The 20,934-nt window shown below is 72.0% G+C and carries 19 protein-coding genes; 8 read left to right on the plus strand and 11 right to left on the minus strand.

Translation table 11 applies throughout. The annotated features are described in order from the left end of the window. Positions 1-75: 75 nt before the first annotated feature. The 4 genes from AC1Q5D_RS13040 to AC1Q5D_RS13055 form a co-directional block, all read right to left on the minus strand. A complete protein-coding gene (locus tag AC1Q5D_RS13040; protein ID WP_481738889.1) occupies positions 76-1,482 on the minus strand; it encodes an MFS transporter in 1,407 nt (468 codons plus the stop codon). A 124-nt stretch (positions 1,483-1,606) separates the two neighbouring features. Beyond that, positions 1,607-2,908, minus strand: a complete 1,302-nt coding sequence (locus AC1Q5D_RS13045) for an NAD(P)/FAD-dependent oxidoreductase (protein ID WP_481738890.1) — start codon at positions 2,906-2,908, stop codon at positions 1,607-1,609. 2 nt (positions 2,909-2,910) lie between these two features. Continuing rightward, complete coding sequence (locus AC1Q5D_RS13050; RefSeq protein WP_481738891.1) at positions 2,911-3,234, minus strand: 2Fe-2S iron-sulfur cluster-binding protein; 324 nt, start codon at positions 3,232-3,234, stop codon at positions 2,911-2,913. Positions 3,235-3,267: 33 nt separating this feature from the next. Beyond that, on the minus strand, positions 3,268-4,470 hold the full coding sequence (locus tag AC1Q5D_RS13055; protein WP_481738892.1) for a cytochrome P450: 1,203 nt from the start codon (positions 4,468-4,470) through the stop codon (positions 3,268-3,270). Between the two features lie 82 nt (positions 4,471-4,552). Between AC1Q5D_RS13055 and AC1Q5D_RS13060 the strand changes: the two genes are divergently transcribed. Further along, positions 4,553-5,464 (plus strand): LysR substrate-binding domain-containing protein, encoded by a 912-nt coding sequence (locus AC1Q5D_RS13060; protein WP_481738893.1) that lies wholly within the window; start codon positions 4,553-4,555, stop codon positions 5,462-5,464. A 45-nt stretch (positions 5,465-5,509) separates the two neighbouring features. Here AC1Q5D_RS13060 and AC1Q5D_RS13065 read toward each other — a convergent pair whose 3' ends face one another. Further along, positions 5,510-6,619: a type I restriction endonuclease gene (locus tag AC1Q5D_RS13065; RefSeq protein WP_481738894.1), complete on the minus strand. Its 1,110-nt coding sequence runs from the start codon at positions 6,617-6,619 to the stop codon at positions 5,510-5,512. A gap of 408 nt (positions 6,620-7,027) precedes the next feature. On the opposite strand from AC1Q5D_RS13065, the gene AC1Q5D_RS13070 reads away from it, so the two are divergent. Continuing rightward, on the plus strand, positions 7,028-7,672 hold the full coding sequence (locus AC1Q5D_RS13070) for a TetR/AcrR family transcriptional regulator (RefSeq protein WP_481738895.1): 645 nt from the start codon (positions 7,028-7,030) through the stop codon (positions 7,670-7,672). 31 nt (positions 7,673-7,703) lie between these two features. Here the strand turns inward: AC1Q5D_RS13070 and AC1Q5D_RS13075 are convergent, their stop codons facing one another. Together AC1Q5D_RS13075 and AC1Q5D_RS13080 are read right to left on the minus strand one after the other, a co-directional pair. Next, positions 7,704-8,765, minus strand: coding sequence for a ScoMcrA-related endonuclease (locus AC1Q5D_RS13075; RefSeq protein WP_481738896.1), 1,062 nt, complete (start codon positions 8,763-8,765; stop codon positions 7,704-7,706). A 173-nt stretch (positions 8,766-8,938) separates the two neighbouring features. Next, a complete protein-coding gene (locus tag AC1Q5D_RS13080) occupies positions 8,939-10,612 on the minus strand; it encodes a ribonuclease J (RefSeq protein ID WP_481738897.1) in 1,674 nt (557 codons plus the stop codon). A gap of 500 nt (positions 10,613-11,112) precedes the next feature. On the opposite strand from AC1Q5D_RS13080, the gene AC1Q5D_RS13085 reads away from it, so the two are divergent. Both AC1Q5D_RS13085 and AC1Q5D_RS13090 read left to right on the plus strand, forming a co-directional pair. Further along, positions 11,113-12,813 carry a biotin carboxylase gene (locus AC1Q5D_RS13085; protein WP_481738898.1) on the plus strand — a complete coding sequence of 567 codons (1,701 nt, stop codon included), beginning with the start codon at positions 11,113-11,115 and terminating at the stop codon, positions 12,811-12,813. Then, the gene (locus AC1Q5D_RS13090) at positions 12,810-14,141 is read left to right on the plus strand and encodes a serine hydrolase domain-containing protein (RefSeq protein WP_481738899.1); all 1,332 of its coding nucleotides are present in this window, start codon (positions 12,810-12,812) and stop codon (positions 14,139-14,141) included. Before AC1Q5D_RS13085 ends, AC1Q5D_RS13090 begins: the two co-directional genes overlap by 4 nt. Before the next feature lie 18 nt (positions 14,142-14,159). On the opposite strand, the gene AC1Q5D_RS13095 is transcribed toward AC1Q5D_RS13090, so the two are convergent. From AC1Q5D_RS13095 to AC1Q5D_RS13105, 3 genes are all read right to left on the minus strand, one after another. Continuing rightward, on the minus strand, positions 14,160-15,269 hold the full coding sequence (locus AC1Q5D_RS13095; RefSeq protein ID WP_481738900.1) for an SH3 domain-containing protein: 1,110 nt from the start codon (positions 15,267-15,269) through the stop codon (positions 14,160-14,162). A 123-nt stretch (positions 15,270-15,392) separates the two neighbouring features. Next, positions 15,393-15,815 (minus strand): acyl-CoA thioesterase, encoded by a 423-nt coding sequence (locus AC1Q5D_RS13100; protein ID WP_481738901.1) that lies wholly within the window; start codon positions 15,813-15,815, stop codon positions 15,393-15,395. Positions 15,816-15,824: 9 nt separating this feature from the next. Beyond that, positions 15,825-16,778, minus strand: coding sequence for a LysR family transcriptional regulator (locus AC1Q5D_RS13105; RefSeq protein WP_481738902.1), 954 nt, complete (start codon positions 16,776-16,778; stop codon positions 15,825-15,827). Positions 16,779-16,878: 100 nt separating this feature from the next. Between AC1Q5D_RS13105 and AC1Q5D_RS13110 the strand changes: the two genes are divergently transcribed. Genes AC1Q5D_RS13110 through AC1Q5D_RS13120 form a run of 3 tightly spaced genes read left to right on the plus strand, consistent with a single transcriptional unit; the run spans position 16,879 to position 19,479 of the window. Further along, a complete protein-coding gene (locus AC1Q5D_RS13110) occupies positions 16,879-17,940 on the plus strand; it encodes an MBL fold metallo-hydrolase (protein WP_481738903.1) in 1,062 nt (353 codons plus the stop codon). 49 nt (positions 17,941-17,989) lie between these two features. Next, the gene (locus tag AC1Q5D_RS13115; RefSeq protein ID WP_481738904.1) at positions 17,990-18,739 is read left to right on the plus strand and encodes a DUF5058 family protein; all 750 of its coding nucleotides are present in this window, start codon (positions 17,990-17,992) and stop codon (positions 18,737-18,739) included. A gap of 11 nt (positions 18,740-18,750) precedes the next feature. Continuing rightward, positions 18,751-19,479, plus strand: coding sequence for a hypothetical protein (locus tag AC1Q5D_RS13120; protein WP_481738905.1), 729 nt, complete (start codon positions 18,751-18,753; stop codon positions 19,477-19,479). Between the two features lie 56 nt (positions 19,480-19,535). Here AC1Q5D_RS13120 and AC1Q5D_RS13125 read toward each other — a convergent pair whose 3' ends face one another. Continuing rightward, on the minus strand, positions 19,536-20,051 hold the full coding sequence (locus AC1Q5D_RS13125; protein ID WP_481738906.1) for a RidA family protein: 516 nt from the start codon (positions 20,049-20,051) through the stop codon (positions 19,536-19,538). A 75-nt stretch (positions 20,052-20,126) separates the two neighbouring features. On the opposite strand from AC1Q5D_RS13125, the gene AC1Q5D_RS13130 reads away from it, so the two are divergent. Then, positions 20,127-20,888 (plus strand): maleate cis-trans isomerase family protein, encoded by a 762-nt coding sequence (locus tag AC1Q5D_RS13130; protein ID WP_481738907.1) that lies wholly within the window; start codon positions 20,127-20,129, stop codon positions 20,886-20,888. The last annotated feature ends 46 nt before the right edge of the window (positions 20,889-20,934 follow it).

The raw sequence follows: 20,934 nt of genomic DNA on the forward strand, positions 1-20,934 counted from the left end.
GTGCTTCGCGCCACGCGGCGCGGCCTCCTCCGCGGGGAACGCGGCCCTCCAGGCCGGCGGCGGAGGCAGCCGTGGCTAGGAGACGCGCTCGGGCGCGGCAGCCTCCGTGGCGGATCCGGCGGCGGCCGGGACGCGGCGGTCGAAGACCAGGGCGCCGACCTCCTGCTCGGCCTGGTTGGAGATCGACAGGTCGATCCCGCGGCGGTCGCGGACCAGGGACACGGCCACCAGGGACAGGACGGTCATCCCGATGAGGTACAGCGACACCGCGTCCGTCCCGCCCGTGGCCTGGACCAGGGCCGCGGCGATGGTCGGGGCGAACGCGCCGCCGACGATCGCGCCCAGCGCGTAGGAGATCGAGACGCCGGAGAAGCGGACGGAGGCCGGGAACAGCTCCGAGTAGAGGGCCGCCTGCGGGCCGTAGCCCAGGCCCAGGCCGAAGGCGAAGACGCCGAGGGCCAGGTAGAGCATCGGCAGCGAGCCCGTGTTGATCATCCAGAACAGCGGGAAGATCGCCACGATCTGCGCCGAGAAGCCGATCTGGTACGTGCGCTTCCGGCCGATCCGGTCCGCGAGGTGGCCGGCCAGGGCCGTGAACACGAACCACATGGCCGCGCCGAACGAGATGGCCAGCAGCACGTCGGTGCGCTCGAGGCCGACGGCGTCGGACGTCGCATAGCTGGGGATGAAGCCGCCGGTGGCCATGTACCCGGCCGCGTTGTTGCCGGCGAACACCAGGGCGGCGACGACCACGAGCAGGCCGTGGCGGCGGAACAGCTCGACGACCGGGACCTTGGACTGCTGCTTGGCCTCGGCGATCTCCTGGAACACCGGGGACTCGTCCACGGCGCGGCGCACGAAGTAGCCGACGACGATGAGCACGATCGAGAGCAGGAACGGCACGCGCCAGCCCCACTGCAGGAACGCCTCGCCCGGGGCGACCCAGCCGGTCATGGTCGCCGTGATGCCGGCGGCGAGCAGCATGCCCAGCGGAACGCCCAGCTGCGGGAAGGCGCCGGCGCGGCCGCGGCCGTCGCGCGGGGCGTGCTCGACGGCCATGAGCACCGCGCCGCCCCACTCGCCGCCCGCGGAGACGCCCTGCAGGATGCGCAGCAGCAGGAGCATGATCGGGGCCGCGACGCCGGCGGTCTCGTAGGTCGGCAGGACGCCGATCAGCGTGGTCGCTGCACCCATGAGGATCAGGGTGATCACCAGCATGGCGCGGCGGCCGATCCTGTCCCCGTAGTGCCCGGCCAGGAACGCGCCGAGGGGCCGGAAGAGGAAGCTGATGCCGACGGAGGCGAACGCCAGCAGCAGGCCGATCGACTCGCCGGCCGGCTCGAAGAACAGGTGCGCGAACACCAGGCCCGCGGCCGTGGCATAGATGAAGAAGTCGTACCACTCGACAGTGGTGCCGATGATGGTCGCCAGCGCGACGCGGCGCTGGTTGGCCCTCTCGGTCTGGGTAGGGGTAGTGCTCACGGGTCTCCAGACGTGGGTGATGCAGAGTACAGGGTGGGTTGCGACACAACCTATCGACGTGGCAGCAGGCACAGGTGGACAGCCGTGCACGGGAGGTGGACGTGCGCGCAGACCATCCGTTCGGTCAGGCGGGTGCGGCGGCGAGCGCCGGCTTGGCCCAGGCCTTGAGGCTGAACCCGTCCGCGGCGGCCTCTTCCGCGGTCGGCGTGGTGCCGGCCGCGAGGAGTTTCCGGGCGGCCAGGTGCTCGGCGGCCTGGTTGACGGACTCGACGGCGACGAGGCTGCCGTCGCGGTAGCACAGGACGCTGAACCGGCCCCCGGCCGGGTCGCCGGCCACGAGGGTCTCGTCGCCGGGGGCGGAGAGCCCGGCGATCTGCAGCCGGTTCCGGCCCTGGTGGGACCAGAACCAGGGCAGCTCCGCGTACCCGGCCTCGGGTCCGGGCCCGAGGCCGGCGTCGGCCAGGATCACGGCCGCGGCGTGGCGGGCCTGGTCGGTGGCGTTCTGCACGGACTCCAGGCGCAGCCGGGTCCCGGCGTGGGCGCTGGGGAACGCGGCGCAGTCCCCGATCGCCAGGACCGCCGGATCGGACGTGCGCAGGTGCCCGTCGACGACGACGCCGTTATTCGTTTCCAGGCCGGCGGCCGCGGCGAGCTCCTGGTTCGGCACGACGCCGACGCCCACCACCGCCAGGTCCGCGCGGTAGCGCTGACCCGTCGTGGAGACGGCGGCCGCGACCCGGCCGTCGGGTCCGGCCTCGAAGCGCTCGATGCCCTCCCCGCAGCGCAGGTCCGTGCCCTCGATCCCGTGGGCAGCGGCGAACCACTCCCCCGTGGCCGCGGTGACGGCCCGGCCCAGCGGACGCGGCGCGTACTCCAGGACCGTGACGCGGGCTCCGCGCTGGCGGGCCGCGGCCGCGAACTCGAGGCCGATGAACCCCGCCCCGACCACGACGACGTCCCGCGCCGCGTCGAGCCCGGCCGAGAGGGCCCGGGCGTCGGCGAGGGTGCGCAGCCCGTGCACGCCCGGCAGCTGCGCCCCCGGGCAGGACAGCTGCCGGTTGCGGGTACCCATGGCGAGGATCAGGTGTTCGTAGGGCAGGTCGCGGGTGACGGTGCCGCCGTCGTCCGCGGGGGCGAGCGCGACGGTGCGCCGGGCGCGGTCGATGCCGACGACGGCGGTGCCCGCGAGCAGCTCGATGCCCTTCTCGGCGTAGAACGCCGCGCCGCGCAGCGGCAGCGGCTCCGCGCCCTGCCCGCCGGCGAGGTGGTCCTTGGACAGGGGCGGGCGCTGGTAGGGCAGGTCCCGCTCGGCCGCGACGACGGTGACGGGGCCGGCGTAGCCGCCGGAACGCAGCGAGTCCGCGGCCTGGATCCCGGCCTGGCCGCCGCCGACGATGACGACCCCGGCGTGCTGGTGCGCGCCCACGGCTACACCTGGGCCGCGGGGACGTCGACGGCGACCGCGGGCAGGTCCGGCCCGACCGCGATCTGGCAGCCCAGCCGGGAGCGCTCGGTCCGCTCGGCGGTCGTGCACTCGAGCATCTCGTCCTCGTCCTCCCCCACCGGCGGCAGGGCGTCGGAGTACTCGGGACGGACGTACACGTGGCACGTGGCGCACATGGCCTGGCCGCCGCACTCGCCGACAATCCCGTCGACGCCGTTCGTGACGGCCGCGCGCATCAGCGTGGTGCCGTCGGGGGCCTCGACCTCGCGGACGGCGCCGCCGGGCTGGGCAAAGGTGATGGTGGGCATGATGGTGCTCCTTCGGGGACGGGGTGGGGCCGGTTACCAGGCGACCGGCATCGTGGTCATGCCGCGGAAGACCCAGCCGGAGTCGACGGCGGCGTCCGCGGGCTCCAGGCGCAGGCCGGGCAGCTCGGCGAACACGCCCGGCAGGGCGATCTGCGCGACGGAGGCCCGGCCGACCCAGGCCCCGGCGCAGAAGTGCTGGCCGCCGCCGAAGGCCAGGTGCGGCTTCCTCGGGCGGTGCAGGTCGAAGGCCTCCGGGTCGTCCCAGACGGCGGGGTCGCGGTTCGCGGCGCCGAGGTTGACGCCGATCCGGGCGCCGGCGGGCAGGCGGATCCCCTCGAGCACGGTCTCGCGGGTGGTCTGGCGCGGGTACATCCCGATCGGGGCGACCCAGCGGACGGACTCCTCGAACGCGGCGGCCCAGAGCCTCGGGTTCTCCACGCAGGCGTCCAGCTGGTCGCGGTGGGTCATCAGGGCCCAGGCCGTGGTGGTCAGGACGTCCCGGGGCTCGTTGAGGCCGCCGCCGATCGTCATCTTGAGGTTGGCGCGGATGGCCTCGAGCGGTATCGGCATCGAGGACAGGCCGGAGAGCAGGGACGCGTCCGGGTGCTCGCGCAGGTACGGGATCATCTCGTCGATCGCGGCGTCGACCTCGGCGGAGGAGGCCGCGCCCTTGGCCCAGACCTCCGGGTCGTCGGCGTAGTTGCCGGTCGCGTCGATCATCGTCTGGCTCCAGCGCTGCAGGTCCTGCTGGGTGGCGTTGTGGAATCCGCAGATCAGGCGCAGGTTCTCGGCGGCGTAGGGGGCCGCGTAGTCCCAGATGAAGTCGGCGCCGGGGCCCTTGGCCTTCAGCCCGTCCAGGGAGATGCGGTGGTTGCGCTCGAAGATCTCCAGCCACGTGTTCTTGATGGTGCCCGGGCGCAGGGTGGAGCCATAGGAGTCGCGCTCGACCTTGTGCTCCGGGTCGTCCTTGCGCAGCATCGAGTGGCCCATGGAGCGCTTCATCAGCGAGCCCTCCTCGTTGGCCGTGAACGTGTCGGCGTCCTGCTCGATCGCGTGGCAGGCCGCGTAGCCGACGGCCATGTAGCGGTTGACGGCGGGGACCCAGTGGACGGGGGCCTCCGCACGCAGGCGCTCGTAGATCGGGTACGGGTTGGCGTGGAGGTCGGGGATCGTCACCCAGTCGGCGACCGGGGCCTCGCGGACGGCACTGTCCCGGGTGTTCGGCATCGTGGTCATGGCAACGAGTGTGGCCCGCACCATAAAGTCGGGTAAAGCGCTTTAATGAGCGCTATATCCACGGTTTGAGAGAGGTGTTGGCATGGCGGGCTACACGCTACGGCAGCTGGAGTGCTTCGTCGCCGTGGCGGAACGCGGGAGCATCGCGGCCGCGGCGGCGGAGTTGCACCTCTCGGCCTCCGCCGTCTCGGGGGCCGTCAACGCGCTCGAGCGCTCCTTCGGCACCCAACTGACGGTCCGCCGCAAGGCCCACGGGGTCGGCCTCACGCCGTCCGGCCGGTACGTGCTGGGGCAGGCCCGGGGGCTGCTGCACCAGGCGGAGGACCTGCGCCTGCACGCGGTCGACGCCGGGGCCGAGCTGCGCGGGACGCTCTCGCTGGGGTGCTACCTCTCGCTGGCGCCCACCGTGCTGGCCCGGCTGATCGACGAGTACGCCCGGCGCCATCCCCTCGTGGAGCTGGACTTCCAGAGCGCCGCGCAGCACCAGATCCAGGACCGGGTCCTGGCGGGCGAGCTGGACGTGGCGGTCCTGTACGACATGGGGTTGCCGGACGGGGTCCGCTCGCAGCGGCTCTACGCGGCGGCGCCCGCCGTCGTCCTCTCCCCCGGGCACCCGCTCGCGGCCCACCGGGAGCTGACCTTCGACCAATTGGGGCCCGAGCCGATGATCCTGCTCGACGTGAATCCCAGCCGGGAGAACACGATGCTGATGTTCGCGACCGCGGGCGTCGAGCCGACCGTCCGGTTCCGCACCACCGACTACGAGGTGACGCGGTCGCTCGCCGCCCGCGGGATGGGGTACGCGATCCTGGCGCAGCAGCCGGCGGCCGACGTCAGCTACGAGGGGCGGCCGCTCGCCGTCCGCCCCCTGTCCCCACCCGTGCGCCGCGTGGGCGTTTCGCTGGTCTGGCCCGACGGCGTGCGCCCCTCCCGGGCGGCCGCGGCCATGCTGGAGCTCGCGCGCGAGCTCTACGCGCCGGAAAACCGCGGGTGAGGCCGGCCCCGCCGCAGGACGGGGCCGCCCCACCCGTGGCGACGGTCAGCCGACGGGCTGCTTCGCGCCCTCGTAGCCGAGCACGGTCTCGCGCAGCTTCTCCGCATGGTCGTAGATCTCATCCAGCCCCGCGATGGGATGGCGGGTCTCCACCTTGTCGGCGTCGAAGATCCCGATGTACTTCTGGCTGCGGTTGAAGTGGAGCCGGGCGATCGGTTTGCGGTTGTTGTCGTCCAGGAGGACCGCGAAGTACGTCTTCGCGTCCCGGTGGACGACCCGCTGTGGCTTCACTTGGCCGCAGACGATCGCCCGCACGATGTGGAACCCCTCGAGTTCCTCCAGGGTCGTCTCGATCCCGTTCTCCAAGAGGTCTCCTTCAGCGACGGGCTCGCTCGTCACCGCCGCGGCCAGGTCCTCCTCTGTCGCGGCCGCGGGGACCGCCTCCCCAAGGGCCGCCTTGATCCGGTCGTTGACCTGGTCATTGAGGTACTGCCGCGTCGCCTTGGCGACGAGGCCCGTGAACTGCTCCCGGATGCGCTGCGTAAACGCCCCCTCGTAGACCTTGGCCGTCAGGAACTTGACCCAGTCGTCCTCCGGCGACTGGAACTGCGCCCCAATGGCGCGCTTGAGGGCGCCGATGTACTTGAGCTCCTCGGCCGCGCTGATGATCGAATCAAGGTCGAACGACTCCTTGGACAGCTTCATGAGCTCCGGGATGAGCGTGTCGTCGATGTCGTTCAGGTCCAGGATCAGGAACGGCTTCGCGTCCATCCGGTTCGGCGCATCGAGGTCCGTGAAGAACTGGTAGACCTCGCCGTTCGTGAGGACAGCAATGCGGGCATTCGTTGTGGCGAAGTAGCGGAACAACTGGGATGCGTGCTCGACCTTGAGTGCGCCGATGGACCGCTTGCACTCGATCAGCATCTGCACGTCGCCATCCCGAACAATGGCGTAATCGATCTTCTCCCCCTTCTTGACGCCCACGTCGGCGGTGAATTCCGGAATCACCTCGAGCGGATTGAAGACGTCATAGCCGAGGATGGTCGAGATGAACGGCATGACGAAGGCGTTCTTCGTTGCTTCCTCGGTCTCGATGTTGCCCCGCTGCTGCCGGACTTTCGCCGACAAGGCGGCGAGCCGCTCCGAGAACTGCATGGTTTCCCCCCTGGTGTCGCAGATGTGACTTGTCCCACCAATCTAGGCCACGGTTCCGTCATTTGGCCCGGCCCCTGGGCCTCCGCGCCCTCCGGCGGAGACGGGTCGACTAGCCTCCGTGGGCCAGCAGGGGTTATCCTCGTCTCGGACCGAACGGTCCATATTCAACCGACAGGGCACAGACCGCCCCGGGCGACACCGGAGCGGTTCCGTCGGTTCCCAGGCTTTCGGACCGGGCTCCCCCGATCCGCATTAAGCGTGCGGCGGGCCAAACCTCCCCGGGCTTTGGCCTGCCGCACTTCCACGTCGGCGCGCACCCCTCGACCCAGGTCGGGGTGCCTCCGCACGTCGCGCGACAGGGCGTCCCGGGGCATCCACCCGATGCCCACACCAAGGAGCCGCAACCCCGTGCCCCGCAAGCCCGAATACGACCGCACCGATGTCCTCGAACGCGCCGCCTCCGCGTTCATCCAGCACGGCTACGAGGGCGCCTCGATGTCCCTGCTCCTCGAGGCCACGGGACTGAGCAAGAGCAGCCTCTACGCCGGCTTCGGGGACAAGCACGCCCTCTACCTGGCCGCCTACGACCACTTCCGGGCGACCGGGACCGAGGGCTTCCTCGGCCTCATGTCGTCCCACCGCCCGCCCCACGGGATCCGCGCGGTCATCGAGGCCGGCATGGCGGGCCGCCGCATCGGGGACCGCCACCTGGCGTGCATGACGGCGACCCAGTCCGCCGAGCGGGGCCAGCAGGACCCCCAGATCCGCCGGCGCATCGCCGAGGACCAGGAGATGTTCGTCCGCGCCGTCGCCGAGCACGTGCGCGAGGGCCAGGCGTCCGGACGCGTGGACGCGGGGCTCGACGTGGAGGCCTTCGCGTGGACGGTCTGGCGGATCTACGCCAGCATCCAGCTCGACCTGCACGCCGGCGTCCTGGACCGCGCCCGGACCCTGGCCACGCTGGACCACGTGCTGCGCCCGGTGGAATCCGCGGCCGACGCTCCTGCCGGGCCGGAGGGGCCCCACCAGCCCTCCCCGACCGCCGCGCGGTAGCCGCCGCTCCGGCCGCTCGCGGAGGCCGGGGCTACAGCGCGGCCGGAATCCCCGCCGGGAGCGCCGCCGGGGCAGGCACCGCGGGCGCGTCCGCAGCCCGCAGCGCCTCCGCGCCGAAGACGCCGGCGTCGTACGCGCTGGCGTGGTGGACGCAGAGCAGGCGCCCGTTCTCGACCGTGTCCGCGCCGCCGCGCAGCGGCGCAACCAGCCGCACCGGCTCCAGGGCCGCCGCGTCGTCGTGCCCGCACAGGACGCACCGGTTCGGCCGCCGCGACAGCAGCAGGTTGCGGAACCGGCGCCGGGCGCATGCGCGCCGGGCCAGCACCGCCAGGTCCCGCTGCGCCAGGGCCCCGGGCACGGGCGCGGCCTCCGCGGCGTGGCCGTCCCAGGCGCGCTGCCAGTCGGCGGCCGCCGTCGGGGGCAGCCACGCCTCGGCGCCGCCGAACGCCTCCGCGGCCCCGGGCGCCACCTCGGCCAGCCGCTCGAGCGGCAGTTCGCCGCCGTCGGGCGCGACGCGCCCCCAGGCGACGTCGGCGTACGCCCAGGGCTGCCCGTTCCACCCGGGCACCTCCACGACGCCCCCGACGACGGTGCCGGAGGCGACGACGGCGGCCGGCTGCCGGCCCACCCGGACCAGGAAGACGCGGTCGTCCAGACGCAATCCGCGCTGGGCACCGGTCCCCCACGGCGAGAACGCGACGCCGTCGGAGTGGATCCCGGCGAGCAGGCGCTCCCGCTCGGCGGACCAGTCCCACACGTCCGGGTCCCACAGCAGCACCCAGCCCGCGGGGCGCGGCCCCGACAACTCCGCCGCCGCCTCCGGCGCGGCCAGGGGGAAGCCGAGCTCGGCGAACTTCGCGGGCAGGGCCTTCGGGCCGGCCGGGAATCCCGCGGCCTCCAGCGGGACGCCGTGCTGGTACCAGTGGGCGGCGGCCGCGACCGCCTTCGCCTCGTAGTGCCGGCCCCCGAGCTCGATCCATCCCTTGGCGCGGCCGAATCCATAGCGGTCGAGGAACGCCTGGCGGCCGATCTGCTCGAACTCGTCGATCGCTCGCAGCACAGCGGTCGGGTCGGTCAACTGGGCAAGAGTCATAGCTGCACGCTAACCGGGCGGAGGCCCCGGGTGCGGCACCGGGCGCGAAGGTGACGCGATGTCTCCGAATGTTCACGTTCCCGCCGCGTGCGGGCCACAGCGCAAGGCCCACAGCGCAAGGGCCGCCGCCCACCCGGACGGGTGCGGCGGCGGCCCCCACGGTGCCGGAGCGGCTACGACTCGACGATGATGACCGTCGTGACGGGGCGGCGGCGCAGCGTGCGGTCGGACCAGCGCACCAGCGCCTCGGAGATCGCGCGCTCGGCGCCGGGGCCGGTCTTGTCCTTCTGCTTCTCGAGGGTCTTCTCGACGACGCCCGTGGCCCTGTCCAGGTCCCGGTCGGTCGGGTTGAAGCCGGCCGGGAAGAACTCCGGGTCCTCCTCGAGCTTGCCCGTGTCCGGGTTGACGAGCAGCAGCACCGTGACGGCGCCGTCCTCGGCCAGGCGGATGCGGTCCTGGAGCGACTCCTCCGTGGCGGCGCCGGGCACCATGTCCTCGACGTACACGTAGTTCGCCGGGACGCTGCCGACGATCCGCGCGACCCCGTCCTTGAGGTCGACGGCGGTGCCGTCCTCGCCGATGAGCGCCTTCTTCGGGTCCACGCCGGTCCGGATCGCGAGGTCGGCGTTCGCCTTCAGGTGGCGGTGCTCGCCGTGGACGGGGAACACGTTCTTCGGGCGGACCAGGTTGTAGCAGTAGACGAGCTCGCCCGCGGAGGCGTGGCCGGAGACGTGCACCTTGGCGTTGCCCTTGTGGACGACGTTCGCGCCCTGCTTCGTCAGGTCGTTGATCAGGCGGTAGATCGACGTCTCGTTGCCCGGCACCAGCGAGGAGGCCAGCAGCACGGTGTCGCCCTCGGTGAGGTCGATGGCGTGGTCCCCGGCCGCCATGCGCGCCAGGGCCGCCATCGGCTCGCCCTGGGAGCCCGTGCAGATCAGCACGGCCTTCGTCGGGGGCATCTTCTCGAGCTCCTTGGCGTCCACCAGCATCCCGCGCGGGATCTTCAGGTAGCCCAGCTCGCGGGCCGTGCCCATGTTGCGCACCATCGACCGGCCCACGAACGCGACCTTGCGCCCGTACTTCTGCGCGGCGTCGATGACCTGCTGGATGCGGTGCACGTGCGAGGCGAAGCTGGAGACGATGACCCGGCGCGGGGCGGTGCGCATGACGTTGTCGATGGCCGGGTTCAGGTCCGCCTCGGCGGCCATGAACCCGGGGACCTCGGCGTTGGTGGAGTCGGGCAGGAACAGGTCCACGCCCTCCTCGCCCAGGCGCGCGAAGCCGGCCAGGTCGGTGATGCGGCGGTCCAGCGGGAACTGGTCCATCTTGAAGTCGCCGGTGTGCAGGACCAGCCCGGCCGGGGTGCGGATGGCGACGGCCATCCCGTCCGGGATCGAGTGGTTCACGGCCAGGAACTCGACGTCGAACGGCCCGAACTTGCGGTGGTCGCCCTCCTTGACCTGCACCATCTTGGCCTTGACCCGGTGCTCGGCGAGCTTGGTCTTCAGGAACGCCAGCGTGAGCTTCGCGGAGATCACCGGGATGTCCCCGGCCTCCTTGAGCAGGTACGGGACGCCGCCGATGTGGTCCTCGTGGCCGTGCGTGAGCACCAGGCCCACGACGTCCTGCCACCGGTCCTTGAGGTAGGTGAAGTCGGGCAGGATCAGGTCCACGCCCGGGTGCTGCTCCTCAGGGAAGAGCACGCCGCAGTCCACGATCAACAGCTTGCCGTTGTACTCGTAGACGGTCATGTTGCGGCCGATTTCGCCCAGGCCGCCGAGCGCGATGACGCGCAGCGCCCCCTTCTCGAGGGAGGGCGGGTTCTTGCGGGCATGCCGTTTGGTCATGTGTTCCGTTCTCTGCTGGCGGCGGGCCGCACGACGGCGGCGCTTCCGCCGCCTTTCCCGCCGGGGTGGGAAGGGGCCGGGCCACGGGAGAGCGCCGGCCGAACCGTCCGCCGTGCGCGCGGAACGGGAAACCTAGGCCAAGGCTATCAGTGGCCGCCTCCACCGCCATGTGGCCACCCTGCACCGGGGCGCGGCACGGGTCAACAGTTCCCGTTCCCCGCCTGTGTCAGATTGTGACGGCTGTCAAGAGCGGCGAACCTACCGTCGGTAAGTGGCCCCCGACAGCGGCTTATATGGCTTGCGTCTTGTAAAACCCCACCTCAGGACGACTTTTGGCCAGCTCGCGTACACCTTTGGTCCAACGGTTTGTGTTGGAGTTGTCGCGTGAATCACACCGCCGTGACCACCACCACCGTGTCCGGCGTACGTGCCGTCGGCCAGCCCCGACGGCGACTCGCATCCGTCCGTGTTCCGCCAGCACCCCGAGGTCACTCGTCTCCATGAGCAAGAAACGCCGCCCGCGCAAGACCCGCCCCACGACCCCGCACACCGCCGCTGGCTCGCGCTCCGCGGCCCACGCGACCGCCGACCGCACGGCGGGGACGGTCGCCGCCGTCGCCGCAGCGCACCTGCCCACGGTGGCCGCCCCCACCGAGCCCGCCCAGACCGTCGAGGTCCGCGAGATCAGCGTCGGCACCGACGCGGCCTACTCCGCGCCGGCGAGCGCGCCGGTCCGGCACCCCCTGCGGAACATCTCCGAGGTCCGCCACTTCTTCCGGACCAACAACACGCCGGTGTTCTTCCTGGGTGCGACGCCGTTCAACCTGCTCGGACTCGACCGCTGGGTGCGGAACTTCTCCTACATCTCCTACTACGACGCCTGGGACGGCGCCCACCCGCGCCTGTTCACCCCGTCCCGGAAGCCCTACACGGAGTTCGAGAGCGGCGAGGCGATCAACAACTGGCTCCTGCGCCACCCCGAGGTCCGGGCCCACATCGCCCGGCTCACCCCGAAGGGCGCCCGCCCCAAGATCGTCATGGTCTTCTTCGACGAGCGCACCGAGCGGATCTGCGAGGAGCTCGGCTACGACCTCATCCTGCCCCCGGCGGCCCTGCGCGAGCACCTGGACTCGAAGATCGTCACCACGCGCCTGGGCAACGAGGCCGGCGCCCCGAGCGTGCCGAACGTCCTGACCCGCGTCGGCGACTGGGAGGAGCTGCGCCGGGAGGCCGCACGCGCCGGCCTGGGGCAGGACCTCGTCGTCCAGACCCCGTACGGGGACTCCGGCAAGACGACGTTCTTCATCTCCAGCGAGGAGGACTGGGACCAGCACTCGACCCAGATCGTCGGCGAGGACGTGAAGGTAATGCGCCGGATCAACAACCGGCCGGTCGCGGTCGAGGCCGTCCTGACCCGGTGCGGCACCGTCGTCGGCCCGTTCATGACCGAGCTGGCCGGCTACGCCGAGCTGACCCCGTACCGCGGCGGCTGGTGCGGCAACGAGATGCACCCGCACGTGCTCGAGGGCGAGCAGCGGGCCAAGGCCATGCGGCTGGTGCGCCGCCTCGGCGACCGCCTGCGCGAGGAGGGGTACCGGGGCTTCTTCGAGGTCGACCTGCTCATCGACACGGACAGCGACGAGGTGTACCTCGGGGAGCTGAACCCGCGCATCTCCGGCGCCTCGGCCATCACCAACGTCACCGCCGGCGCGTACGCGGACGTGCCGCTGTTCCTGTTCCACCTGCTCGAGTTCATGGGCGTCGAGTTCCAGCTCGACGTCGACGAGATCAACGAGCGCTGGGAGGAACTCGCCTGCGACGACGTGTGGTCCCAGATGATCATCAAGGAGACGGACCCCATCCTCGAGCAGCTCATCGCGGCGCCGCGGACCGGCATGTACGGCTTCGACATGAACGGCACGCTGGTCTTCCGCCAGCCGACCCTGGACTGGCACCTGCTCCAGGACGAGGGCGAGGCGTTCTTCCTGCGCGTGTACGGTCCCGGCGACTATCGGTGGAAGGGCGGTGACTTGGGTATTCTCGTCACGAAGGGTCGCCTTCAGGTGGATTCGTCGCGGGGCGGCACCGGGCTCAGCATCCGGGCGCTGGACTTCATCGACTCCGTGCGCGCCGAGTTCGCTGGCGTGGCCCTGGAGGCGCCTTCGGACCCAAAAGAGGTGCCCACGGCGGAGGCTCAGTGACTGAATGGTTTGACCGGCTCGCGGCGGCGGACGGGAAGGTCGGCGGCGTGCCGGCCCTGGCGTACAACGGGCTGCCCCTGGGCATGGACCTGGAGAACTGGCAGACCGCTCCGTATCTGGGATGGACGTTCCAGCACATGGCGGACTTCCTGCCGACGGAGCCGATCGGCCGGGGGGATGGTCCCGTCGCGGACCTGAATCCGGCCCCGGCCGGGCTCGAGGCGATCGTCGTCCCGCTGCCGGACCTGGGCGGCCCGCGCACGGTCTCGGACGTCATGATGACGACGGACACCGACGGGTGGATGGTCCTGCACGACGGCAAGATCCTGGCCGAGCACTACTGCAAGGAACTGCGGCCGGACTCCTCGCACCTGCTGATGTCCGTGAGTAAGTCCCTCGTCGGCATGGTGGCCGGCGTGCTGGTGGAGGCCGGGACCCTCGACACGCACCGCACGCTCGAGTCGTACATCCCCGAACTCGTGGGCACCGGCTACGGGCAGGCGACCGTGCGGGACCTGCTCGACATGCGCTCGGGGATCCGGTACTCGGAGGAGTACCTGGACCCGAACGCCGAGGTCCGCCAGCTCGAGCAGGTCATCGGGTGGGCGCCGCGGCGCAACCACGCGCTGCCGGACACGATGTACGAGTTCCTGGCCTCGCTCGAGCAGAAGCGCCCGCACGGCGGTCCGTTCGAGTACCGGTCGTGCGAGACGGACGCGCTGGGCTGGGTGTGCGAGGTGGCCGCGGGCCGGCGCATGTCGGAGCTGATGTCCGAGGTCCTGTGGTCGAAGCTGGGCGCCGAGCACGAGGCGCGGATCGCCGTCGACTCGGAGGGCGCCGGGATGTTCGACGGCGGCATCAACGCGGCGATGCGCGACCTGGCCCGGTTCGGCTCCCTGTTCCTGAACGAGGGCGTCTCGCTGACCGGCGAGCGCGTCGTGGGCCCCGGCTGGATCGCGGACACCTTCGCCGGCGGGCCCGACTCGCGGGAGGCGTTCGCGGAAAGCCCCGGCGACAACCGGATGCCGGGCGGTATGTACCGCAACCAGGTGTGGTTCCCGTACCCCGGGAACAACGTGGCCCTGTGCCTGGGCATCCACGGGCAGATGATCTACATCAACCGCACCGCCGGCATCGTGGGCGTGAAGCTCTCGGCGTGGCCGCTGCCGCAGGACGCGGCGAAGCTCTTCTCGACGCTGCAGGCCTTCGACGCGATCGCGTCCACCATCCACGCGCAGGAGCACTCGGCGGCTGCCGTCGCCGCTTCGCTCGCGCCGCCGGAGGAGACGGAACCTGCCGGCGGGGCCGAGCCGCAGCCGGCGGAGTAGGACCGCCCCCGGGGCCCGCTAGCGTCGCACGTACTCGAAGTGCCACGCCTCCGCATAGGGGTTGCGGGCCCCGGAGGCCGTGTATTCCTCGAGGTAGTCGTGGTGGCGGAAGCCCCAGCGCCAGGAGTTGGCCTTCAGCCACTTGAAGTAGGCGCCGTCGAAGCCGTACTCGGCGGACTCGGGGAAGTCGATGGCAAGCCCCCAGCCGTGGTTCGAGGTGCCGGGCTTCGCGGCGATGTACGGGCCCAGGTCGCGGTAGTAGTACTCCTGCGTGCCGCGGGTGCGGTAGGTCAGGTCGATCTCCAGGTGCCGGCCGAACCGGCGGCGGAAGGCGGCGTCCATGCGCGTCAGGTCCGCCAGCGCCGGACCGGCCACGAGGTTCATGCCCGGGTCCCACGGGATCGCCACCAGGTAGGCGGAGTTCAGCCGGCCGTTGGTCATCCGGCGGATCTGCGAAGCGGTCGTGGTTCGCGTCCACGTCGTCGTCCGGGGCTGGGTGCGGCGCAGGTACTTGGTGTGGATCCAGCCCGACATCCCGGCGGTGCGGACGAACCACCAGTAGTCCTTCTTCGCCTTGGCGTACTTCGCCTCCATCTCCAGGTCGCGCCACACGACGGTCCCGGCGTAGAGGTCCCCAACCATGAGGCCGCCGCTCGGCAGGTAGTGCAGGTTGGCGCCGCTCGTCTTGAGGAAGTACCGCTGGCTGAGCGGGATGCCGCGGCGCGTGGAGACGTAGGGCCGGGGGTCCAGGTCCACGGCCTTGACGTACAGGTGGCTGATGTAGCCCGTCCGCCCGTTGTAGGTGATCCGGAACCAGCCGTTGCCGGCGGTGCCCGTGGCCGTGACCTTGGCCCCCCGGGCCAGCGTCCCCAGGCGCGGGGCCGCGTTGGACGCGGAGGCCCGCACGTTCAGGGCAGTCAGGGTCTGCAGGCGCAGCCCGCTCGAGTGCGTCGAGACGGCGGCCGCCGCCGGTTCGGGGCCCGTGAGCCCGACGGCACCGCCGCCGAGGGTCGACACGGCCGCGGCGAGGGTCCCGCCGATGACGTGCCTGCGGCTCGGCCCGGGCGCAGCGGAGCGCGCGTCGGGCCGCGGGGCGGATTCGGGGAGCATGGTCGGGCTCGCTTCCATCGGCTGGCGGGGTCTCGTTCCGACCCTACTCCCCCGCCTGCTACAAAGCCCCCGTCCCTGAGTCCCGCCGCCGGTTCCCGGGCGTGGCATGCGGTCGCGGGATGCGGCCGCGCCAGCCGGCCGCTACGGCCGCAGGTGCTCGCGCGGGACGCGGTCCCGGTCGTAGGTGATCTCGGTGTAGCCGTGCGGGGCCGGCTTGCCGTCCTCGCCCAGGTTCACGAACACGATCTTCTCGATGGTCAGGATGGATTCGCGCGTAAACATGTTCCGCACCTCCGCCCGCATGGTCAGGGAGGTCCTGCCGAAGTCCGTGGCGCGCAGCCCCATCTCGATCAGGTCGCCCTGCTTGGCGGAGCTGACGAAGTTGATCTCGCTCATGTACTTCGTGACGGCCCGCCCGTTGCCGAGCTGGACGATCGCGTAGATCGCCGCCTCCTCGTCGATCCAGCGCAGGAGGCTGCCGCCGAAGAGGGTGCCGTTCGCGTTGAGGTCCTCGGGACGGACCCACTTGCGGGTGTGGAAGGTGATGTCGCCGGTGCTGCCCATGGTCAGACGCTACCGCGCCGGGCCCGCTTCCGGCCCGCCCTCCGGGGACTGCATCGGCTCGCTCTCCCGGCCCAGCTGGTCCCGGCTGAAGTCGCGCAGGGCGCGGACCTTCGCATTGCCCAGCGCACCGGGCTGGTAGACGAGCTGCACGGAGTTCTCGGGCAGCTCGTCGGCGATCCGCTTGTACACGAGCCGGTGGCCGCTGTAGGCGCGGTCCCCGCGCGGGCGGCCCATGATCATCGAGTAGGCCAGTCCCCGGCCCACCACGGACCGGATCGTCTCCACATTGCTCGAGCGCCAGCGGACGTTGGGGCGGAACCCCACGGCCTCCGTCATCGCCGCCACCAGGTCGGGGGCGGGCTTGAGCGCGAGGAGGATGGCGGGCTCCTCCCCCAGCTGCTCGAACCGGACCTCGTCCTCGCCCGCGAGCCGGTGCCCCGCGGGCAGCACGAGCTGGAGCCGGACCCCGGTGACGGTCGTGCTCTCCAGCTGCGGCGCCGCGTGGAGCTGGTACATGAACGCCGCGTCGAGCCGGCCCTGCTCAAGCAGTTCGTGCAGCTCGTCGGAGGAGGACTCGTGCAGTTCCACGTCCACTCCCGGGTGGTGCACGGCGAAGTGCTCCAGCACGGGCGGGACCAGCCACGGCGAGAGCGAGCCGAAGCATCCGATGGCCAGGCGCCCGGAGAGCTCCCCGCGGATGGCGCCGGCCGCGGCCTCGAGGGACTCCGCGGAGGCCAACACCTGGCGCGCGTGCGCCACGAGCTCCTGGCCGGCGGCCGTCAAGGTCGCGCCCTTCGCGCGCCGACGCACGAGGATCTGCACCCCGAGCGACCGCTCGAGCGCGCTCAGCGCGGTGGAGAGCGAGCCGGGCGTCATGTGCAGGCGTTCCGCCGCGGCGGCCAGCGATCCCGTCTCGGCGATCGCAGCGAAGTACTCCAGTTGCCGCAGCGTCACCCCAGCCATCGCCGACTTCTTCAAACTAGTTCCCCAATAAATTTCGTTTTTCATACTTTGTGGTCCACATCATAGTGGGAATGAGACCCGTCCCCTCCCAGGAGCCCCGATGCCCGCACTGAATCCCCACGTCGTCACGCTCGGCACCGCCGGCGGCCCCCGCTGGTGGCCCGCCGGACCGGCCGGCACCCGCCGCCACGGGATCGCGACCGCCGTCGTCGTCGGCGACGCCGTCTACCTCGTCGACTGCGGGCGCGGTGCCGGCGACCAGCTCGCCCAGGCCGGCCTGACCCCCGGCCAGCTCCGCGGCGTCTTCCTCACCCACCTGCACTCGGACCACACGGTGGGCCTGCCGGACCTGCTGCTCTTCGGCTGGATGAGCTCCGCGGCCCGGACACGCGGCGCGGTGCCGGTCATCGGCCCCGGGGACCGCGGCGCCCTGCCTCCGGTCAACGCCCACGCGGACGCCGCCGTCGCGCCCCTCTTCGCCGACACCCCGACCGCGGGCACCACGGCGATGGTGGAGCACCTGCTCCGCGCCTATTCGGCGGACACCGCGGACCGCATGTTCGACTCCCTGCGCCCCTCCCCCTACACGCTGTTCGCGCCGCGGGACATCCGGATCCCGGACGGCACCGGCTACGACCCCGACGCCAACCCCAGCCCGGACGGGCTGGCCCCCTTCGAGGTCTACCGCGACGAGCTCGTGACCGTGACGGCGACCCTCGTCCTCCACCCGCCGGTCGCGCCGGCCTTCGCGTTCCGCTTCGACACGGCCGAGGGCTCGGTGACGATCTCCGGCGATACGGCGCCGTGCGCCAACCTCGTCGCGCTGGCGGCGGGCACGGACCTGCTGCTGCACGAGGCCATCGACTTCGACTGGGTCGCCTCCGGGTACGCCGGCGTCGACCCGGCCACGCGCGCGGCAACGATCGAGCACCACCGCAAGTCGCACACCTCGGCCGCCGAGGCCGGATCCCTGGCCGCGGAGGCCGGGGCCCGCGCCCTCGCGCTGCACCACCTGGTCCCCGGCAACGCGGCCCCCGGCGCGTTCGCCGCCGCCCGCGACACGTTCGGCGGGCCCGTCCACATCCCCGACGACCTCGAGGTCCTCGGTTTCGCCCGCGCCGCCGAGCCGGCCCTGACCGGCACCACCCCGGGGGAGTCCTAACCGTCCCCCTTCCCCACCCCCTCGCCCACCAGCCCCGGAGGTCACCACCATGCCCACCACCGTCCCGTCCGCCGTCCCGCCGGCGGCCGCCGAGAACGTCCTCGCCTACGCCAACCAGCCGGTCCTGTGGCTCTGCGCCGCCGCCGTCTTCGCGGTCATCATCGTGCAGACGGTGATCTACATGCGCGCGGTCCGCAAGGCCGCGCCCGCCGCCGAGATGAGCGCCGCGGACGTGCGCACGTCGGTGCGGGCCGGCGCCATCTCCGCGCTCGGCCCCTCGCTGGCCGTCGTCGTCGTCGCCATCGCGATGCTGGCCACGCTCGGCACCCCGGCCGTGCTGGTGCGGATCGGCCTCATCGGCTCCGCCAAGTACGAGGTCGGCGCCGCGACCATCGCCGCGAACACGGCCGGCGGAACGCTCGGAGGGGCCGGCTACACGCCGGAGGTCTTCGCGATAGCGTTCACGGCCATCAGCCTGGGCGGGGCGATGTGGCTGCTCGGGGCCCTGGTCCTGACCCCGCTGCTGAAGAAGGGCGACACGGCGCTGAGCCGTTCCAACCCGATGCTGCTGACCGTCGTCCCGGCGGCCGCCATGCTCGCGGCGTTCTTCTGCATCGGGTTCCAGCAGTTCACCATCTCCGCCATGCACATCTACGCCTACCTGGGCTCGGCCGCCGGCATGGCGGTGTGCCTCGTGCTGGCCCGCATGCTCAAGCGCCAGTGGATCCGCGAGTGGTCCCAAGGCTTCGCCATCGTCGCCGGCCTCGCCGTCGCCTACGTCCTGACCACCGCCGGCTAGAGGAGCACTCCATGACGACGTACCAGTCCACCGCCCCCGCCCCCGCCGCGGGCTCCCTCGCCGAGTTCGACCGCACCACCTCCCGGTGGGGCCGCCTCACCATGCTCGCCGGCCTGGTCATCTCGCTGGCCGGGCCCGCCTACCTGGTGTTCTTCGCCGGCCTCGACGCCTCAGCCGGACAGGTCATCGCCGCGTTCCTCGCAGTGGCCGCCACGTTCGGGGTCCTCTGGGTCATCGAACCGGTCACGTACTACCCCATTCTGGGCCAGTCCTCGATGTACCAGGCGTTCATGATCGGGAACATCGCCAACAAGCTCATCCCGGCCGCCCTCACCGCCCAGTCGGCGATCGACGCCCGGCCCGGGACGCGGAGGGCGGAGCTCGCCGCGGTGTCCGCCATCAGCGGCGCCGTCGTCGTCCACATCGTCTCGCTGGTCGTGCTCGTCGGCTTCGTGGGCACGTGGCTGCTGGCGCAGCTGCCGCCGGACGTCGTGTCCGTCATGCAGACGTTCATCGTCCCGGCGGTCATCGGCGCAGTGCACGTCCAGGCGCTGGCCTACCTGAAGCAGCCGCGGACGACGCTCATCGCCGTGCTCGTCTCCGCGCTCGTGGTGTTCGTGGTGCTGCCCCTGGTGCCCGGCCTGGGCATGGCGTCCACGGTGCTCGCGGTCTTCGCGACCGTCCTGCTTGCGTGGTTCCTCCGCCGGCGCGACGCCCAGCCGCAGGGGGCCGCTTCCTAGCCCCCCCTCGGGGCCGGCGCGGGGACGACGGCGGCGCCGGGGCCCCGCCCGGCCCGCTACTCGGCCCGCCCGGCCTCCCGGAGCAGCACGACCAGCCCGATCTCCACGCTCGCGCCGTCCGGCAGGCTCGCCACGCCGACCGCCGCGCGCGCCGGGCGGCCGTCCTCCCCGAAGGCCTCGAGCAGCTCGGCGGAGGCGCCGTCCATGACCGCCGGATGCTCCGTGAACTCCGGCCCGGCCGCGACGTAGCCGGTCATGGAGACGATCCGCTCCACGCGCCCCAGCCCGCCGAGGTGCCCCGCCAGGCTCGCGAGGCAGTTCCGCACGGCCTGGCGGGCGCACGCGCGGGCCTGCTCGACGTCCGGCCCGCCGGACGCGCCGACCGCGCCCCGCTGGTCGAGCACCCCGCGGACGGCGTGCGTGTGTCCCGCGGTGAAGGCCAGCGGCCCGGCGACCGTGACGGGGACGTAGGCCCCCGCCGGCCGCGGGGTCGGCGGGAGGGCCGCAAGGTAGGAGCGCTCGTCGAGCCGCGCCCGCCCGCGCGCGCCGCCGGACTCTGCACCAAGCGTCATAGGCATGGAAAACCTCCGTGATTCCGGGGAAAAATTGGGGATTGTAGACAATCATAACGCGTGCAAAAATAAACCATGCCTGAGCTACAGACCTTCATCCCGCACGGCCCGGATCCGGTTCGTGTGATCGGCGTCGTCAACCCCTACGACATGGCGCTCGACCGGGAAATGTGGCGCTGGATGCCGAATTCGGTGTCCCTCGCCTCCGCCCGCACGCCCTTCCATCCGCTCGTCGTGGACGAGTTGATGGCCCACGCCATCGGCGACGACGGCGACCTCCGCGCCGCGGCCCGGTGCCTGAGCGCCGTCTCGCCCGAGGCCGTCGTCTACGCGTGCACGTCAGGCAGTTTCGTCAACGGGATCGAGGGCGCCCGCAGGATCTCCCGCTCCATCGGGGAGACGGTCAACGCGCACGCGGTCACCACGTCCGAGGGGCTGCTGGAGGCCCTGGACGCCCTGGACATCACGAGGCTCGCCGTCGCCACGCCGTACGTGCCGAAGCTGACCGGGCGCCTCGAGGACTTCCTCGCCGCGGACGGGCGCCAGGTCGTCGGATGCGCGGGGCTGGGCCTGGACAAGCTCATCTGGACCGTCCCCTACCGCGTCACGGCCGACCTGGTGCGCCAGGCGAACACGCCGGACGCGGAGGCGGTGTTCGTCGCGTGCACCAACCTGCCGACCTACGACATCATCGAGCCGCTCGAGCAGGAGCTGGGCAAGCCCGTCCTGACCGCGAACCAGGTCACGGCCTGGGCCGGCCTGCGCCGGCTGGGCGTGCCCCTCGTGGGCGGCGGCCAGCGGCTTGCCGGCGCGATCCGCGAGTTCCTGCCCCTCTGACCCCCCGGGAGAAGCGACGGCGGCGCGGCTGGGTCCACCCCGGCCG

It is taken from the genome of Arthrobacter paludis (assembly GCF_056782315.1).

Bases quoted from the DNA above. Each gene is read 5' to 3' on its own strand.
- AC1Q5D_RS13050 (WP_481738891.1), bottom strand. From the start codon at position 3,234: ATGCCCACCATCACCTTTGCCCAGCCCGGCGGCGCCGTCCGCGAGGTC.
- AC1Q5D_RS13055 (WP_481738892.1), bottom strand. From the start codon at position 4,470: ATGACCACGATGCCGAACACCCGGGACAGTGCCGTCCGCGAGGCCCCG.
- AC1Q5D_RS13060 (WP_481738893.1), top strand. From the start codon at position 4,553: ATGGCGGGCTACACGCTACGGCAGCTGGAGTGCTTCGTCGCCGTGGCG.
- AC1Q5D_RS13065 (WP_481738894.1), bottom strand. From the start codon at position 6,619: ATGCAGTTCTCGGAGCGGCTCGCCGCCTTGTCGGCGAAAGTCCGGCAG.
- AC1Q5D_RS13075 (WP_481738896.1), bottom strand. From the start codon at position 8,765: ATGACTCTTGCCCAGTTGACCGACCCGACCGCTGTGCTGCGAGCGATC.
- AC1Q5D_RS13080 (WP_481738897.1), bottom strand. From the start codon at position 10,612: ATGACCAAACGGCATGCCCGCAAGAACCCGCCCTCCCTCGAGAAGGGG.
- AC1Q5D_RS13085 (WP_481738898.1), top strand. From the start codon at position 11,113: ATGAGCAAGAAACGCCGCCCGCGCAAGACCCGCCCCACGACCCCGCAC.
- AC1Q5D_RS13095 (WP_481738900.1), bottom strand. From the start codon at position 15,269: ATGGAAGCGAGCCCGACCATGCTCCCCGAATCCGCCCCGCGGCCCGAC.
- AC1Q5D_RS13100 (WP_481738901.1), bottom strand. From the start codon at position 15,815: ATGGGCAGCACCGGCGACATCACCTTCCACACCCGCAAGTGGGTCCGT.
- AC1Q5D_RS13105 (WP_481738902.1), bottom strand. From the start codon at position 16,778: ATGGCTGGGGTGACGCTGCGGCAACTGGAGTACTTCGCTGCGATCGCC.
- AC1Q5D_RS13110 (WP_481738903.1), top strand. From the start codon at position 16,879: ATGCCCGCACTGAATCCCCACGTCGTCACGCTCGGCACCGCCGGCGGC.
- AC1Q5D_RS13115 (WP_481738904.1), top strand. From the start codon at position 17,990: ATGCCCACCACCGTCCCGTCCGCCGTCCCGCCGGCGGCCGCCGAGAAC.
- AC1Q5D_RS13120 (WP_481738905.1), top strand. From the start codon at position 18,751: ATGACGACGTACCAGTCCACCGCCCCCGCCCCCGCCGCGGGCTCCCTC.
- AC1Q5D_RS13125 (WP_481738906.1), bottom strand. From the start codon at position 20,051: ATGACGCTTGGTGCAGAGTCCGGCGGCGCGCGCGGGCGGGCGCGGCTC.
- AC1Q5D_RS13130 (WP_481738907.1), top strand. From the start codon at position 20,127: ATGCCTGAGCTACAGACCTTCATCCCGCACGGCCCGGATCCGGTTCGT.